At 39.4% G+C, this 16,173-nt stretch carries 16 protein-coding genes; 9 read left to right on the forward strand and 7 right to left on the reverse strand.

Annotated elements, in window-relative coordinates; genetic code table 11:
* Nucleotides 1-83: 83 nt before the first annotated feature.
* On the reverse strand, nt 84-2,873 hold the full coding sequence (locus EQG61_RS04015; RefSeq protein WP_129460598.1) for a TonB-dependent receptor: 2,790 nt from the start codon (nt 2,871-2,873) through the stop codon (nt 84-86).
* Between the two features lie 200 nt (nt 2,874-3,073).
* Here EQG61_RS04015 and EQG61_RS04020 point away from each other — a divergent pair, with 200 nt between their 5' ends.
* The gene (locus EQG61_RS04020) at nt 3,074-3,757 is read left to right on the forward strand and encodes a response regulator transcription factor (RefSeq protein ID WP_129460599.1); all 684 of its coding nucleotides are present in this window, start codon (nt 3,074-3,076) and stop codon (nt 3,755-3,757) included.
* Between the two features lie 36 nt (nt 3,758-3,793).
* Nucleotides 3,794-4,834, forward strand: a complete 1,041-nt coding sequence (locus tag EQG61_RS04025) for a sensor histidine kinase (protein WP_129460600.1) — start codon at nt 3,794-3,796, stop codon at nt 4,832-4,834.
* Here EQG61_RS04025 and EQG61_RS04030 read toward each other — a convergent pair.
* On the reverse strand, nt 4,808-5,866 hold the full coding sequence (locus EQG61_RS04030) for a glycosyltransferase (RefSeq protein ID WP_394345555.1): 1,059 nt from the start codon (nt 5,864-5,866) through the stop codon (nt 4,808-4,810). The two genes, EQG61_RS04025 and EQG61_RS04030, sit on opposite strands and share 27 nt — an antisense overlap.
* A gap of 68 nt (nt 5,867-5,934) precedes the next feature.
* On the opposite strand from EQG61_RS04030, the gene trmB reads away from it, so the two are divergent.
* The 3 genes from trmB to EQG61_RS04045 are packed head-to-tail and all read left to right on the forward strand — an operon-like array spanning nt 5,935 to nt 7,602.
* The gene (gene trmB / locus EQG61_RS04035; RefSeq protein ID WP_129460602.1) at nt 5,935-6,606 is read left to right on the forward strand and encodes a tRNA (guanosine(46)-N7)-methyltransferase TrmB; all 672 of its coding nucleotides are present in this window, start codon (nt 5,935-5,937) and stop codon (nt 6,604-6,606) included.
* A 21-nt stretch (nt 6,607-6,627) separates the two neighbouring features.
* Nucleotides 6,628-7,251, forward strand: a complete 624-nt coding sequence (locus tag EQG61_RS04040) for a LysE family translocator (RefSeq protein WP_129460603.1) — start codon at nt 6,628-6,630, stop codon at nt 7,249-7,251.
* Nucleotides 7,252-7,602 carry an MGMT family protein gene (locus EQG61_RS04045; RefSeq protein WP_129460604.1) on the forward strand — a complete coding sequence of 117 codons (351 nt, stop codon included), beginning with the start codon at nt 7,252-7,254 and terminating at the stop codon, nt 7,600-7,602.
* Here the strand turns inward: EQG61_RS04045 and EQG61_RS04050 are convergent.
* Nucleotides 7,580-8,410, reverse strand: coding sequence for a UDP-2,3-diacylglucosamine diphosphatase (locus EQG61_RS04050; protein ID WP_129460605.1), 831 nt, complete (start codon nt 8,408-8,410; stop codon nt 7,580-7,582). The two genes, EQG61_RS04045 and EQG61_RS04050, sit on opposite strands and share 23 nt — an antisense overlap.
* 321 nt (nt 8,411-8,731) lie before the next feature.
* Here EQG61_RS04050 and EQG61_RS04055 point away from each other — a divergent pair, with 321 nt between their 5' ends.
* The 4 genes from EQG61_RS04055 (at nt 8,732) to EQG61_RS04070 (ending at nt 11,758) form a co-directional block, all read left to right on the forward strand.
* Entirely contained in the window at nt 8,732-9,862 is a 1,131-nt protein-coding gene (locus EQG61_RS04055; RefSeq protein WP_129460606.1) for an Mrp/NBP35 family ATP-binding protein, read from the forward strand.
* Nucleotides 9,863-9,918: 56 nt separating this feature from the next.
* Nucleotides 9,919-10,158: a NifU family protein gene (locus EQG61_RS04060; protein ID WP_129460607.1), complete on the forward strand. Its 240-nt coding sequence runs from the start codon at nt 9,919-9,921 to the stop codon at nt 10,156-10,158.
* 211 nt (nt 10,159-10,369) lie between these two features.
* A complete protein-coding gene (locus tag EQG61_RS04065) occupies nt 10,370-11,422 on the forward strand; it encodes an NAD(P)/FAD-dependent oxidoreductase (protein WP_129460692.1) in 1,053 nt (350 codons plus the stop codon).
* A 3-nt stretch (nt 11,423-11,425) separates the two neighbouring features.
* A complete protein-coding gene (locus EQG61_RS04070) occupies nt 11,426-11,758 on the forward strand; it encodes a 2Fe-2S iron-sulfur cluster-binding family protein (protein WP_129460608.1) in 333 nt (110 codons plus the stop codon).
* On the opposite strand, the gene EQG61_RS04075 is transcribed toward EQG61_RS04070, so the two are convergent.
* The 4 genes from EQG61_RS04075 to EQG61_RS04090 all read right to left on the reverse strand — a co-directional run bounded on the left by EQG61_RS04075 (nt 11,755) and on the right by EQG61_RS04090 (nt 15,956).
* A complete protein-coding gene (locus EQG61_RS04075) occupies nt 11,755-12,450 on the reverse strand; it encodes an SGNH/GDSL hydrolase family protein (protein WP_129460609.1) in 696 nt (231 codons plus the stop codon). The genes EQG61_RS04070 and EQG61_RS04075 overlap by 4 nt on opposite strands.
* A gap of 98 nt (nt 12,451-12,548) precedes the next feature.
* The gene (locus EQG61_RS04080) at nt 12,549-13,931 is read right to left on the reverse strand and encodes a T9SS type A sorting domain-containing protein (protein ID WP_129460610.1); all 1,383 of its coding nucleotides are present in this window, start codon (nt 13,929-13,931) and stop codon (nt 12,549-12,551) included.
* Between the two features lie 292 nt (nt 13,932-14,223).
* Complete coding sequence (locus EQG61_RS04085; protein WP_129460611.1) at nt 14,224-14,907, reverse strand: LytR/AlgR family response regulator transcription factor; 684 nt, start codon at nt 14,905-14,907, stop codon at nt 14,224-14,226.
* Nucleotides 14,904-15,956 (reverse strand): sensor histidine kinase, encoded by a 1,053-nt coding sequence (locus EQG61_RS04090; RefSeq protein WP_129460612.1) that lies wholly within the window; start codon nt 15,954-15,956, stop codon nt 14,904-14,906. The genes EQG61_RS04085 and EQG61_RS04090 overlap by 4 nt, the downstream gene beginning before the upstream one ends.
* Nucleotides 15,957-16,173 lie beyond the last annotated feature (217 nt).

Raw genomic sequence — 16,173 nt, forward strand, 5'->3', positions numbered from 1 at the left:
GGGTGTTAGTTCAAAATCATCTTATTTTTATTGAATTTTAAATCAATAGTTAATTCAATGTTAATGGTGTTAGCCTAGTATTATTAGAACGTATAACTTAAGTTAAGCGAGAAGCCTACTCCTTTTTTATAATCTTGAATACGGTGCGAAGCCTCTGTAAACGTGTCTTTGTTGTTGTCTCCCAATTCCAAACGGTAATACGGATTCAAAAGATTGTCTGCAGAAAATTTAACATCAATGTGTTTGTTTACTTTGCTTGTCCAAACAAAATCCAATTTACTCACCGGCAATTCATATACATGGTCAATTCCCGCCGTTCCTAAACTATAAATACGTTTTCCAAAAACGGAGTACACTAATGTTACAGTATTCGTCCAATCTTTTGTGAATTTAAAATCGTATTTCACATCTGAGTTGATTAACCATTTTGAAGCACCTTGTAATTCACGCTCTCTGTGTGTTTCGATGCTCTGACTCACATTTCCTGTCGGACTGATATTCGTAGAAGGAACCGTTACCTTGGTATTCATTACTGAAGTGTTGAATCCCCAAGTAAAATCTTTTAAGCTCTCAGAGAAACGCGATAAGTCAAGGATGAATTCCGCCTCAATACCATATAATACAGCTTTTTCAGAATTTAAAAAGGACATGATGGTAGTTCCAGGATTCGCTACAAACGTGCGCTCAATAGGATCTTTGATGTTTTTACCAAAGGCACCCACCGCTAACATTTCTTTTCCAGTTGGGAAAAACTCATATTTAAAATCAACATTTGTATTGGTGCTGTTTTTCAAATAAGGGTTTCCTTGAAATACCGTTCCGTCTGGATTTACGATTGAAATCGGGAACGACTCCATAATGACCGGTTTAGTGTAGGTTTGAGAAATCGCCAAACGTAAGTTGGTTTTTTCATTCAAACTGTATTTCGCATTTACAGAAGGCAATACATACAAATCGTCGGTTTTGATTTTTAGATAATTTTGATCCCAACTTCCGATTTCCTTATACTTCGTAATACGGTTGTATTTTTCTAAACGCAATCCAGTATTTATTCCCAAGTTTTCATTGATTTTGAAATAAATATTGGCATAACCTGCATTGATGGTTTCTTCTAATTTCGATTTCCAGTTGGCATTACTTTGCTCTTGGAATGAAATCTCATAATCCAATAAATCTTGACGGATTACATTGTCAATTTCATAAGGGTTTACCGTAAAGGTCGATGCCGAGTTGAAGTTTTTGATGGTATTGATAAAACGGTACGATGATTTTGTAAAATTGTGGTTACCGTTATACCCAACAGTTAACTTATTATCCGATCCAAATTTCCATTGGTATTCTAAAAAGGCCGATGAAAATAAGTTGCTCTTAATATCTAAATATTGACGTAAGAAGTTATTCCCGCCATAGCTTACAATCACTTCTTGGTCGTTTACATACGTTCCCGTATAACTGTTGCGGTCGGGTTGACTGAATTTTGTTTGTGCCAAAGACCCTCCGTATTTCAATACATGATTTTTGTTTTTTGTGATTTTATAATCCCCAAAAATTTGACCGTTGTAAAAATCAGATTGCTCGAATTGGTTGGTGCGAATCAAGTAATTTGGATTGTTGGCAAAGGCACTTTGTACCCCCAATTGATCTTGAATCTGACTGTCGGTTGATTTTAAATACAATAACGAAGAGGAAATCGTGAATCGTTCAGTACTGAAGTTAATCCCAACAATTGAAGATAAATTCGTTTTGTAATCGTAGGTTGTTCTGCGGAAATTGTTCGAATATTGGATCAAACTTCCCGCTTGTAATGTGCGGTCAACTCCTTGACGGAATTGATAACTGTTGTCAAAATTGATCGAAAACAAATAACTCAATTTATTTTTTCCAACGTCAAATTTTTCAGCATGTAAAATACCTACACTAGTATTCAACGGACTTTTCGATTTCTCCATGCCAAATCCGTTTTTGAACGCATTGATAGCATCATTACGACTCACCGTAACCGGAGGGTTGGGTGTTGAACCAAATACGGATGGTAAATCGCGATCACTTCCTGAAAAGCCAAAAAACCCTTTAGTAGATCCCGCTGAAGTGGGTAAATTAAAATCGCGTAAGTTGTTGTTGGTAGTAAAACCCGTTCCCAAACTCAATTTGGTAATGCTTTTTATTGGTTTTGTCGTTGTCACTACATTAAAGGTAGCTCCCGCAAAATCCCCATAAATATCGGGATTGAATGTTTTGTACGTTTCAATCAAACTCACCACGTCAGTCGGAATTAAATCCAACGGAATAATCTTTTTAAAAGGATTGTTTGAGGGTACCGCCAAGTTGTTGATCAATAAATTGTTGTAGCGGTCTTCCAATCCACGTACAAATAATCCGCGCGAACCTACTTTGGAAATCCCAGTGATTTTTGTCAAACCTTCTTCCACATCGCTCACCCCTTTACGAGACATTTCTTGGGCACCAATACTTTGTTTGATTTCAACAGCTTTCTTTTGTTCTAATAACAAAACCGTTTCTTTTTCGCGATTCACCGATTTTTGAATGACAACATCTTCCAATTTGAAACTTCCAGAACCCAACGCTTTGTCAATGGTTACCGTTTCACCTGCTTTTACATGGATTGGCACTTCAATCGTTTCATAACCTACAAAACTAAATACTAAGGTGTAATTGCCAGCTTCTGCTTTTATACTGTATTTTCCTTTTTCATCGGTAGTAACTCCAACTCCAGCGCCTTTCAAACCTACATTAGCAAATTGTAAAGGTGCATTATTCATGTCTTTATCGGTGACAGTACCGCTGATGGTTCCTTTTTGTGCGGTCATTACCAGGCACATAAAAAAAGTAAGGAAGAAAAATTTAATTTTCATTGTTTTTTATTGTGTTAAATTTCGGTGCAAAGAACGACTCGATTTGTAAAGTTCAAGTTACTCGTAATTTATCTTTAAGTTTTGGAATCATTAACCCAATGTTAAGAGATTAAATTACTGTTAACTCCAATTTTGAGTTAACGGTTGCATTGATTTAGTACTATATTTACATCGAATTAAAAATTGCGTAACTTTACGTTATGAAGAAAAAAGACATCAAGATCTTGTTGGTTGATGATGAGCAAGATATCCTCGAAATTGTTGGGTATAACTTGGCTCAAGAAGGTTACAAAATAGTAACTGCTACCAATGGAAAAGAAGCCATTGCTGCCGCAAAAAAAGAACGTCCTCATCTCATTATTATGGATGTGATGATGCCCGAAATGGATGGCATGGAGGCTTGTGAAAACATTCGAAAAATCCCTGAATTAAGTAATGTAATCATTACATTTTTGACAGCACGTAACGAAGATTATTCGCAAGTGGCCGGATTTGATGCTGGTGCTGATGATTACATCGCTAAACCTATTAAGCCAAAGTTGCTTGTAAGTAAGGTAAAAGCGTTACTTCGTCGCCTTAAAGATGATACAGTAGTCAATGAAAATATTACGGTTGGCAGTATTGAAATCAATCGTGAAGAATACAAAATTATTCGCGATGGTGAAGAAATCATTTTACCTCGAAAAGAATTCGAACTTTTCTATTTACTCGCTTCAAAACCTGGTAAGGTATTTAAACGCGAAGAGATTTTAGATAAAGTTTGGGGAAATGAAGTTATTGTTGGCGGTCGCACTATTGATGTTCACATTCGCAAACTTCGTGAGAAAATTGGCGATGACCTCTTCAAAACCATCAAAGGAGTTGGTTATAAGTTTGAATTATAATTTCCGTACCTTTATCGACACCAACCGATGAAATTCATGGGAATTAAACTCAAAAAAACGTACACCTTTGCGGTGGTTTCCGCGTTATACATTATGTTGTTTTCTGCTTCATTATTGACGTTGATTCAACTGCTTTTCTTTCAGTTTTCATGGGGGCTTACATTGATTTTTTCAGTAGGAATTCTCATTTTTTCCTTCTTTGTTATTCAATACCGTTCGGAGCTTTTTATTTATCAACGGGTAAAAAAAATCTACGATGATGTTTCATTGCTCGATTCAACTACTCTTCGAAGTCAGTCTATTACTACGGATATGGCGACTCTGGAACGAGAAGTTAAAAAATATGCTACCGATAAAAAAGTAGAATTAGAAAACTTAAAAGAACGCGAAGAATACCGTCGCGAATTTATGGGTAATGTATCCCATGAATTAAAAACGCCTTTATTTACGGTTCAAGGTTATATTGACACATTGATTGATGGTGTCAAGGATAAAGAAATTCGGAAAAAATACCTCAATCGTGCCCAAAAAGGAGTTGAACGACTCGTATATATTGTAGAAGATTTGGATATGATTGCCAAATTAGAAATGGGCGAACTCACCCTTGACTATTCCGAATTCAATATTGTCGATTTGATTCAGAGTGTGTTTGATATGTTGGAAATGCAAGCCGACAAAAAAAATATCATTTTGATGTTTGATCGGAAGTACAGCAAGGACATCAAAGTAAAAGCCGATAAAGAAAAAATTCGTCAAGTCTTGATCAATCTAGTCATGAACTCTGTAAAGTACGGGAAAGAAAACGGCACAACCGAGGTCACCATTGAAGATTTGGTTAAAAACAAAGTGATTGTTCGCATTCGCGATAATGGTGAAGGCATTGAAAAACAATTCATTCCGCGCTTGTTTGAGCGGTTTTTCCGTGTGGACAAAAGTGGGGCGCGCAGCGAAGGTGGCTCCGGATTAGGGTTGTCCATCGTGAAACACATCATTGAACGCCACGACGAAAAAATATATGTAGAAAGCGAATTTGGAAGTGGCTCCGAATTTTCATTTACGCTTGAAAAGGCGAAATAAATCGTTAGGGAGCCCTTTGCGATTGGGTTTGGGTAATCCTTTATAAAAAGGTGCCGACTCCATTTTTTTTAATGAAAATTCTTCCTGTTTACACATGGCCACCAAACCTTCCCGATGAAAACGTTTGGCCAAATATTCTTGCTCAAATTGTCCGGGTGTCGGAATGAAAAAGGCTTTCTTTTCCATTTCTACTAAATCCATAATTGTGGTATAGCCCGATCGGCATATTACTTTACGACAACTTGCAATCGCCTTGGGTAAATCAACCGAAGTTAAATAGTTGACTATGGTAAAAGGGGGTTCGTGTCGAACAGGTTGGTCCTCAATCACACCGCGAATGAGCAACAATTTACCCTCAAAATCCTGCATTTCTTTCCGGATTTTTTCTTCCAATAAACTGCGCTGAGGCTCTGGACCCGAGAGTAAAATGGTATAATCGTATTCTTGCGGAACATCCATTTTTTGCAAACGACTCAAAGGACCAATATACCGTACATTGGAAATTTTCTTGTTGGGATGGCCCAATTCTCCAGTTAAGTTTAACACGCCATTCCAGTCGGGGACCCAACATTCCTTAAATTTTTTGATGAAAAAATGATGCAAACTGCTCGAAATCCAAGTCGTTTTTCCCGAGAAAACGGTCAGTTGATGGGTGATAATAACCGAAGGAATTTTTTTACTATACACTCCTAATCGATTATCCGAAATAATGCCTGCCAATTGAAAATCAGAAATCCATTGATTCACCAATTTTTTCTCTTTAAAAATGGCAGCAATGGTTTTCGGACTGTTTTTCAACAATTTCCATTTAAAATTCTTCGGATTTTTTGCGTAAGCAATGTGATAGGAAGGGAGTTCCAAACATTGTACGTTCGGAAATTCTTTCTTTAAAAGCGCTAAAGCAGCTCCATCGCTCGCGATTATGGGGTTGTATCCCTCCGTCTGCAATTGACGAATAATCGGAATACAACGCGTTGCATGGCCAAGCCCCCAATTCAGGGGTGCCACTAAAATGTTGTTCAAGGGTTCCACATTGCAAATATAAAAGAATTTATTATGTCCTACTTTTCGTTAATTTTGCCAAAACTTTAAGAAATCTCGTGGGAAGTAAAAACAAATTAAAACGATTCAACGAAAACGCTAGCTTTAGTAATGTTATCCAACCAACACGCGAGGAAGTCGTCGAAGGACGTTTTCCACACCGTGGCTCTTGGCGTCAATTTTTTAATAATGACAATCCGATTATAATCGAACTCGGTTGCGGGAAGGGTGAATATACCGTAGGTTTGGCCCAACGCAATCCGAATGTTAATTATGTGGGAATCGATATCAAAGGGGCCCGATTTTGGCGCGGGGCAAAAACCGCTGTCGATAAGGGTTTGCATAATGTAGCTTTTGTGCGTACGCAAATCGAACTCATCGAATATATTTTTGCAGAAAATGAAGTCGATGAAATCTGGATTACCTTTCCTGATCCGCAAATCAAATACAAACGCACCAAACACCGCATGACCAATGCCGAGTTTCTCAATCGCTACAAAAAGATTTTAAAACCCAATGGCGTGGTGAATTTGAAAACGGATAGCGAGTTTATGCACGGTTATACGTTGGGATTGCTGCATGGTTTAGGACATGAAGTCTTATATGCCAACCACAATATTTACCATAATCTCGGTGCCCCCGAAGAAGTAACCGAAATAAAAACATTTTACGAGCAACAATATTTGGAAATCAACAAGGCGATTACGTATATTCGTTTTAAAATCAATTAGTTTCCAATTTAACCCTATTTAATGACTCTTTTCATCCCATTTTTAACGGGATTGGTGGCGGCAATTGTGGGCGTACTTCCGCCTGGTCTCATCAATATGACTGTCGCCAAGGTTCGATTGACCGATGGGTTGAAACGGGCGATGATTTTTGTATTGGGTGCCTTGTTGGTCATTGCAATACAAACTTATGTGTCTGTTCTGTGCGCGCGATATATCAGTCAGCACCAAGAAATTGTTACCACCTTGCGCTTGATTGGATTAATTGTTTTTGTCGTTTTGACCCTCTATTTTTTCTTTTTTGCGAAAAAACCGGATCTCAACGATAACCGCATCCAACTCAAAAGCAAACGCAGTCGGTTTTTTATGGGAATGTTGATTTCAGCCCTGAATTTATTACCTGTACCGTATTATGTAGTCATTAGCGTGACGTTGGCTTCTTACGGCTATTTTGATTTTAGTTGGGGCCAAGAAGTAAGTTTGGTCGTGGGCGTTGTGGCGGGATCCTTTTTGGTTTTCTATAGTTATATGATTTTTGTGGCGCATTTAAAATCCAAAACTGATTTTTTCTTGCAGTACATGAATCGGATGATTGGTTCAATCACCGCTATAGTTGCTTTACTTACCCTTTGGAATATTCTCAAATAAATGAAAAAACAACCCGATAACGACCATTTTTTCGAACGGGTATATGCCATCGTTCGGCAAATTCCGGAAGGGAAAGTAACGTCGTATGGCGCTATCGCGAAAGCACTCGGGGCAGCACGTTCAGCGCGTATGGTGGGTTGGGCGATGAATGCGAGTCACAACCGCGAAGATGTACCCGCCCATCGTGTTGTTAACCGATTGGGTTTACTCACCGGGAAACACCATTTTGAGGGAACGAATTTAATGCAGCAACTGCTCGAAAGCGAAGGTATTCGTGTAGAAAACAACCAAATCGTTGATTTTAAGAAACACTTTTGGCAACCGGCAATTAGTTCCGAATCAACTCCATAAATTGTTCAACCAACTGGTTTTCATAATCGAAATTTATTTCCTCTTCTATATTTTCTTGGCGAACAAAATCCGTTTTGTGGTGGTAGATTTTCCATCGTTGGTGATGGTATTCCAAGGCGGTTAAGTTTTCTACCCAGTCGCCCGAGTTGAGGTAGAGGGTCGAACCCTTTTTTGTTGTCACCGTTTCCATTTTGGGTTCGTGAATGTGGCCACAAATCACATAGTCATAGTGGTTTTCAATCGCAATTTCAGCGCAAATGGTCTCAAAATTGGAAATAAATTTCACCGCACCTTTTACACTCGATTTGATTTTTTTGGAAAGCGAATAGGGTTCTTTCCCCATTTTCTTCAAACCCCAATTGATACAACGGTTCAAAACAATCATCAAGTCATAGCCCCAACCGCCGAGTTTGGCCAGCCATTTGGCATGGGTAATCGACGCATCAAAAACATCGCCATGAAATAGCCAGGCCTTTTTACCGTCAAGATTCAAAGTGAGTTTGTTTAACAATGAAAAGTTGCCCAAATGCACATCGGTGAACTTGCGCAAGAGTTCGTCGTGGTTCCCCGTTAAATAATAGACTTTCGTTCCTTTGGCGCTCAACGAAATAATTTTCTTCAATACTTTTTGGTGCGCAGGCGGAAAATACGATTTCCGAAATTGCCAAATATCTACAATGTCGCCATTTAATACCAAGGTTTTGGGTTTGATGGAATTAAGGTATTCCAATACTTCGGTGGCATGACAGCCATAGGTGCCCAAATGAATGTCAGAGAGCACAACTAGTTCTACTTTTCGTTTTTTCACGATTGTTAGTTTTCTTCAAAGTTAGAACGAGCATGTTGCGCCACCGTAATGCACAAATTATCAAAAAGTAAAGGATGATCGCTGCACGTTACGTCAAAGTTAGCCCCGATAGCAGTGGAAATCCTGACGGCGGGAGGGCGGTTTATCCGACCGCCGGCAGATTGCAACGGATAGCGGGAAGCAGCGTGAAAAGTGCAGCCTACTGCCGCTCCAAATTCACTATAATTAAATGCCCTTTTCCCATAAACATTTTCAATTCTTTAACGGTCGTTTCTTTGCATTTCCTTGTATCTTTGCAATCTAAAATCAGTCTTAATAAAAATGAAATTAGATCGTAAAGATATTCTCAAGGCGTTGGAATCCATTTCTGTGGCCGGAGAAGGTAAAAATATGGTGGAGAGCGGTGCGGTAAAAAACGTCATGACCTTTGGCGATGAAGTGGTGGTGGACTTGGTATTAACCACACCGGCCATGCACATCAAAAAACGCGCTGAAGACGATATTCGCAAACTCATCCACGACCAATTTTCAGCCGAAGCGGTGGTGAAAGTGAACATCAAAGTAGAGGTGCCCGAGAAAAATGAAATCAAAGGCCAACCCATTCCGGGTATCAGCAATATTATTGCAGTAGCTTCAGGAAAAGGCGGTGTTGGAAAATCAACCACTACGGCGAATCTAGCTGTAACCTTAGCCAAAATGGGCTTTAAAGTGGGAGTGCTCGATGCCGATATTTACGGACCATCGATGCCAATCATGTTTGATGTTGAAACCGAAAAACCGATTTCCATCGAAGTAGACGGCAAGTCCAAAATGAAACCCATCGAGAGTTACGAAATCAAATTATTGTCTATCGGTTTCTTCACGTCACCGAGTCAGGCCGTGATTTGGCGCGGACCCATGGCAGCCAAAGCCTTGAACCAAATGATTTTTGATGCCGCATGGGGCGATTTGGATTTCATGTTAATCGATTTACCGCCTGGAACGGGTGATATTCATCTTTCGATTATGCAATCGTTACCGATTACAGGTGCCGTTGTGGTGAGTACGCCGCAGCAAGTGGCCTTGGCCGATGCCCGCAAAGGGGTAGCGATGTTCCAGTCGGAGTCCATCAACGTTCCGGTTTTGGGAATCATTGAGAATATGGCCTACTTCACACCTGAAGAATTGCCGAACAACAAATATTACATCTTCGGAAAAGAAGGTGCCAAAAATTTGGCCGACGACTTGCAAGTACCCTTCTTGGGGGAAGTGCCGTTGGTACAAAGTATCCGCGAAGCCGGCGATTTCGGTCGTCCCGCTGCCTTGCAAACCGCTTCTCCGTTGGAGAAAGTGTACGAAGACATCGCGCGCAATGTGGTGAGCGAAGTGGTGAGTCGCAACGAACATTTGCCACCCACCGAAGCCATCAAAATTACCACGATGGCCGGATGCTCTGCTGTAAAGAAAAACTAATCCATTAACCCTAGTGCGGTGCCCATCGCCCTAGGGTTTTATACTATTTTGAGAACATGAGTCAGGATCAATTAATTGAAAATATTGAAAAAGCCCTCGAGGAAATTCGACCCTTCTTAAATTCAGACGGTGGCGATATCAAATTGGTTGCCATCGAAGAGGATAAACACGTGAAAGTGCGTTTTGAAGGCGCTTGCATCGGCTGTAGTGTGAATCAAATGACACTCAAAGCCGGCGTAGAAACGACCATCAAACGCTATGCACCCCAAATCGAAACGGTAGAAAACGTACTGTAATTTGATTTTGGGCGCGCCCCCGCTGGTCACGGTTGTGCAATACACAGCATAAGCCATCATCGGGGTCGGGCTTTTGGCACTCGCGTCCCTTCGGGCGCGCTCAAACAATGCCGCAATCCCTCGCGCAGTGCTCGCCGGACGTGACAATTATCATAGAATGTTTCGAGAAGTGGGTCGAAATTTGGATCCGACTTTTAAACCCAAAAGACAAATGATTACAACCGATATTTTAATAATTGGGGCCGGACCCACCGGACTCTTTGCTGTTTTTGAAGCGGGACTTTTACAGATGAAGTGCCATTTGATTGATGCTTTGCCCCAACCGGGCGGACAGTTGGCCGAACTCTACCCGAAAAAACCGATTTTCGATATTCCCGGTTACCCTGAAGTTTTAGCGGGTGATTTGGTGAACAATTTGATGGAACAAATCAAACAGTTCCAACCCGGATTTACCTTAGGAGAAACCGCTGAAACCATCGACAAATTAGATGACGGAACGTTTATTGTAACCACCAACAAAGGGACAAAACACCATGCTAAAGCGATTGCGATTGCAGGTGGATTAGGAACCTTTGAACCGCGTAAACCGCTCATCGATAACATCGCCGAATACGAAGAAAAAGGCGTGGAATATTTCGTGAAAGATCCCGAATTGTTCCGCGACAAGCGCATTGTCATCGCAGGTGGTGGCGACTCCGCTTTGGATTGGAGTATTTTCTTGTCCAATGTGGCGAGTGAAGTGACTTTAGTACACCGACGCAACGAGTTCCGTGGCGCTTTGGATTCGGTAGAAAAAGTACAAGAATTGAAAAAGTTGGGGAAAATCAACTTGATTACTCCCGCAGAAATTACCGCCATCGAAGGAAACGGTCATGTGGAACGCTTAACCTTAGACATCAATGGTGAACAACAAACGCTCGACACAGATTTCTTTGTTCCGTTGTTTGGTTTGACTCCGAAGTTGGGCGCTATTGCCAACTGGGGCTTAGAAATCGAGAAAAACGCCATTAAAGTAAACAATGCATTGGATTATCAAACCAACATTGACGGCATCTATGCCATTGGTGATGTGAATATTTATCCGGGCAAATTAAAATTGATTTTGTGCGGTTTCCATGAAGCGACGTTAATGTGTCAAAGTGTGTACAATCGTTTGAATCCAGGAAAACGCTATGTGTTGAAATACACTACGGTTTCAGGAGTAGACGGTTTTGACGGTACCCGTAAAGAAGCCGAGAAAGCGGTAGTAAAATCAATCGAATAACGTATGGCAACCGATATTACAATTTCCATCACCGATCGTGACGGGGTCACCCATGAAGTACAAGCACCCACCGATATGAACATGAATATCATGGAGTTGGTGCGCGCCTACGAATTAGCCCCCGAAGGAACCATTGGGGTGTGTGGCGGTATGGCCATGTGTGCCTCGTGTCAATGTTATGTCTTGAATGAGGTAGCCTTACCTGAAAAAAATCCCGATGAAGAGGCCATGTTATGGGAAGCCTATAACGTAAAAGACAACAGCCGCTTGGGCTGTCAAATTCATATCACCCCCGAAATTGACGGATTGGCTATTGAATTAGCGCCATATGCTTAATTCGGGAGCCCTAGCTTTTGTAAAGCTACCGGAAGAATACGTTCCACAAACTTCGTGTAGGCTAGGGTAGAAGGATGCAAACCGTCGGAGGCTACCAAATTGGGTTGTTGTAGTCCCAATTGTGTAATATCCGTAATATTTACAAACGTAATTTGCTGTTGCGCACAGTAATCCGCTGCAAATTGGTTGTAGGGGAGTAATCCATTGGTAATCGCCGGATTTCCGCCGCCATATGGTGTGAAAGCATAATCTGGAATTGAAACCACAATGACTTTTGATTTATCGCCTTTTGCTTTTTGAATGGCCGTTTGTACCAATTCGGGGAATTCGGTTTGATACAACGAAAACGGTTGATTTTGGTATTGATTATTCACCCCAATTAATAAGGTAACCAAATCATAGTCATTTGGAACATTCGCTTGATTAATTCCATTTTTTAAATTGTAAGTTGTCCAACCCGTTTGGGCAATAATTCGTGCCGTGGTGAGGGTGTTTTTTCTTCGTCCGTTGATACTGTCTCGAAGTTGTGAAGGGAAATTGCACGTACTGCAAACCGATTCGCCTTTGGTATAACTATCGCCCAAAGCAAGAATATTGATCATTCGTGTATCCGTTGGTGTTGATACAGTGCTATTTTCTGAAGAGCATCCTATAAGTAAGAAGGTGACCCCTAATGCAATGAGTTTTCGCATGAAATTGCCTTTTAACTACTTACGAAAGTACGAGACATAAGGATGAAAAAAAAGGCACAATTGTTAAACTGTGCCCTTTTTTCAATTAGAATAAACATTTATTTTTTCAGCAATTGCAATGTTTTAAAGCTGTCTTGTTTGATTACTTTGACAAAATACACCCCACTTTCCCAGTTTTCAGTGGAAAGGGTTAAATCGGCACTTGAAGCAACTTGACCTTCAGCGATTTTTTGTCCCAAAGCATTAAATACTTGATACGCATCGGGTAAGTCCGTTCCTTCTGAGATATTGATAATAACCTTATCAGTGGCTGGGTTAGGATATAGTTTTAGGTTGTCCAATACGCCAAATTCAGAGCGACTTAAAGGCGCTTGGCAAGCCAAGGAAGTTGGTAATGTACTTCTACGAGGCGAATTTTGAATCACGGCCAAAATTCGTGCTTTTTGATTTAAAGTAAACGTATTCATACAACTGTCATTCGTGTAATCCATATAGTTTTCGGTCATATCATTTCCTGTTGCAGAAGGACACGAATCATAGGTTGCAGCACAATCGTAGTTTTCATTGGCGGCAGCCGGTGTATCGGGACAATAATCTTTGGCGCTATCGGTAGCGTTAACCGTGCAACTAGTATTGTCTCCCCAAATGTGGCGTAATCCAAAACAGTGACCGATTTCATGAGTTGCTGTTCGACCCAAATCATAATCGGTGAAGTAAGTTCCAGGTGCAATTTCACTAGTGCCAAAACAACGGTAATCGATGATTACACCGTCGGTGTTCGCTGTATTGGTTACCCCTGATAATCCTGAAAGTCCAGAGCCGTAAGGAAATTGTGCATAACCCAAAACCCCTCCCAATTCTGCTGAAGCACTTGTGCTAAATGCACACACCCAAATGTTGAAATATTGGGTGGGATCCCAAATAGTATTGGGTTTTAAGGTGCCTTCTACACTGGATTCAGTCGCCCAATTGGCAGTGCCCAAATTTACACGGTCAATACCATTGGTTGCTGTTCCATCCGGTTTGCGTTGCGCCATACAAAATTCAACTTCAATATCAGCTCCTACCGCATTGTCATTATAGCCGTTTGTATTTAACATTCTTCGGAAATCTTGATTTAATACCGTGATTTGCGATAAAACACGCGCATCAGAGATATTTTCATTGCTACCTACCGCATCACCATTATGAATCACGTGAACCACAACGGGAATGGTTACTACAGTTGCAGTAGATTTTCCACTCAATAATTGATTTTTGATATTTTCTACTTTTGGAGCAATCCATTGTTCAAAAGCAGTCGTGTTTCGAGAGGCGTCCTGACTTTGTAAATAGTTTTCATATTCAGTTGAAACACATTTAATTAAACCATTGTTTGGGTTTATTTTTTCCACTGTGTTACCAAATACGGTTCGTTGTGATTGACCCCAAGAAGCATATCCTGCAACAAGAGCCAACAATGTAAATAGTTTTGTTTTCATTATAAATTGATCATTAGGGAGCTAATGTATTTCGCTATCATTTTAATTACAATAAATTGAGGTAAATAGGATTTTTTGGGAGGTGAAATTCATTTTTAGCCAAAAAAAACAATGAAGGAGCTCAAAACTTGAAACTCCTTCATCATGAAAAAAACTAAACACATTACTTAATTCACAACAAGTGTGATATAGCAAACTCAATTAAGTTTGTCCTTAATTGCTGATTCAAAATTGAGATTAATTTTTTTGACAAAAAAAAGATTGAGGTAAACAGCAGTATTCTTGCGGTTAATTACCGCATCATGTTTAAAATTTCATCACGATACGTGTCACCAATAGGGAGAACAAAGTCTGCTAAGGTGATGGTTTTGTTTTGTATCGATTTAATTTGATTCGTGGCCACGATATAAGAACGGTGAATCCGTATGAACTTTTGATCGGGGAGTTTTGCCAAAATACTTTTCATGGAATACCGCGCGACAATCTTTGAGCCGTTAGTTTGGTGAATTTGGATGTAATCGTCCAAACCTTCTATAAAAAGGATGTTATCGAATTCAATGCGATACAATTTATAGTCGGCTCGAATCATCAAATGCGTTTGAACAGAACGGTTTTTTCTGAACTCAAATTCGTTGCGTGCTTTCATTGCGGCCTGTACAAAGCGTTCTTCAGAAAATGGTTTTAACAAATAATCTGTGGCATTAATATTAAAACCTTCAACTGCAAATTCGCTGTAGGCCGTTGTAAAAATTAAAATCGGATCCGCATTTAACGATTTAAAAAAGTCAATTCCATTTTTTTGCGGCATATTGATGTCCAAGAAAATTAAATCAACCGGATAATTACGCAAATACTTCATCGCTTCATTTTGTTTGGTAAATGTTTTTTCCAAGTGGATAAAGTCAATTGATTTTGAGAAATGACTAATTATTTCTAGCGCTAAAGGTTCGTCGTCTAAGGCAATTGCTTTTATCATTCCAAATAGATTTTGAGTTGGATAGTATAAACAGTTTCGGACTCAAACACCCTAAATTGATGTTTTTTGGGATAAATAAATTCCAGACGTTTCAAAGTGTTTTCTATGCCTTGTTCTGTTTTGAATTCTTCAGAAATTTCAGCATTCACAATGGAATTTTCAACCTCTAAGTACAATTCATTTTCAAAAATTTTAATCAAAATGGAAATGTAGCTTTGTTCATCGGGATTAATACCATATTTAAAGGCATTTTCAATAAACGGAATTAATACCAAAGGCGCAATTTGTTTATTATTACTATCACCTTCAATATTGACTTTCAAATTAACCGATTCATCCAGTCGTAATTTTTGTAGCTCGATATAATCCTGAATGTAATTAATTTCTTTAGATAAAGATACGTGTTCTTTAGAGCTTTCCACGACTACATAGCGCATAATACCGGATAATTTTAAAACGGCCTTAGAAGCTTCGTCTGATTTTTGAAGGGTCAAAGCATATAAACTATTCAAAGTGTTGAATAAAAAATGCGGGTTGATTTGCGCTTTCAAATAGGAAACTTCAGCGCTTAATTTTTCATTTTTTAATTCAGAAAAGCGTTGGTTCATTTTTAACAAATAGGATAATCCTAAAATGAGTCCGGCCTTAAAAATCCCTCCTTCCATGAAGGGACCAAAAAATCCATTCTTGGGCTCGGGGAAACTTTTCATAGAAGGAATTTCTCCCATCATCGCATTCGGAGGTAATTTATTTTCTCCCATATGAAAAGGAAAAAAATAGGAGGGAATTGTAAGTATTAAGGCTAAGAATAATCCATTAAACAAGTAATAGTAAAGCGTTGGGTTTTTGCCAAAAAAGTAATTTGGAATGAGCCAATAATAATTAATGTAAAAAAGAATCAGTAAAAAAAATTGCTGGCTAAAATGGTTTAAAAAGGGATTGATCCGAAATAAATTCCATCCCGTATTTACATCCGGTGATAAAAGTATGGGTAGGCTTAAAAAGGCAATGCTTCCCAATAGATGAAGGAAAAAGTTTTTGTTTTGCATGGTTTTGTTTCTATGACCTAAAGATAAACAATGTGTTGGTTATGTATATTTTATTGAGGTAAAACGCTTTTTTTTGGAGGTAAAATGTAGTTGACCTACAAAAAGCTGCGGTTAACCGAATTCTTTTTTTTGCAAAGACATTTCAATCTACTTTCACAAAATATTACCAAATTGTTAAGAAATTGAGAAATTTATGCATGAAGTTTTTGATAATTTC

The sequence above is a fragment of the Flavobacterium stagni genome (assembly GCF_004122105.1).
Classification (GTDB): Bacteria; Bacteroidota; Bacteroidia; order Flavobacteriales; family Flavobacteriaceae; genus Flavobacterium; species Flavobacterium stagni.

Coding starts and splice junctions, on each gene's coding strand:
- EQG61_RS04025 (WP_129460600.1), top strand. CDS start 3,794: ATGGGAATTAAACTCAAAAAAACGTACACCTTTGCGGTGGTTTCCGCG.
- EQG61_RS04020 (WP_129460599.1), top strand. CDS start 3,074: ATGAAGAAAAAAGACATCAAGATCTTGTTGGTTGATGATGAGCAAGAT.
- EQG61_RS04070 (WP_129460608.1), top strand. CDS start 11,426: ATGGCAACCGATATTACAATTTCCATCACCGATCGTGACGGGGTCACC.
- EQG61_RS04015 (WP_129460598.1), bottom strand. CDS start 2,873: ATGAAAATTAAATTTTTCTTCCTTACTTTTTTTATGTGCCTGGTAATG.
- EQG61_RS04055 (WP_129460606.1), top strand. CDS start 8,732: ATGAAATTAGATCGTAAAGATATTCTCAAGGCGTTGGAATCCATTTCT.
- EQG61_RS04040 (WP_129460603.1), top strand. CDS start 6,628: ATGACTCTTTTCATCCCATTTTTAACGGGATTGGTGGCGGCAATTGTG.
- EQG61_RS04065 (WP_129460692.1), top strand. CDS start 10,370: ATGATTACAACCGATATTTTAATAATTGGGGCCGGACCCACCGGACTC.
- EQG61_RS04085 (WP_129460611.1), bottom strand. CDS start 14,907: ATGATAAAAGCAATTGCCTTAGACGACGAACCTTTAGCGCTAGAAATA.
- EQG61_RS04080 (WP_129460610.1), bottom strand. CDS start 13,931: ATGAAAACAAAACTATTTACATTGTTGGCTCTTGTTGCAGGATATGCT.
- EQG61_RS04090 (WP_129460612.1), bottom strand. CDS start 15,956: ATGCAAAACAAAAACTTTTTCCTTCATCTATTGGGAAGCATTGCCTTT.
- EQG61_RS04075 (WP_129460609.1), bottom strand. CDS start 12,450: ATGCGAAAACTCATTGCATTAGGGGTCACCTTCTTACTTATAGGATGC.
- EQG61_RS04060 (WP_129460607.1), top strand. CDS start 9,919: ATGAGTCAGGATCAATTAATTGAAAATATTGAAAAAGCCCTCGAGGAA.
- EQG61_RS04045 (WP_129460604.1), top strand. CDS start 7,252: ATGAAAAAACAACCCGATAACGACCATTTTTTCGAACGGGTATATGCC.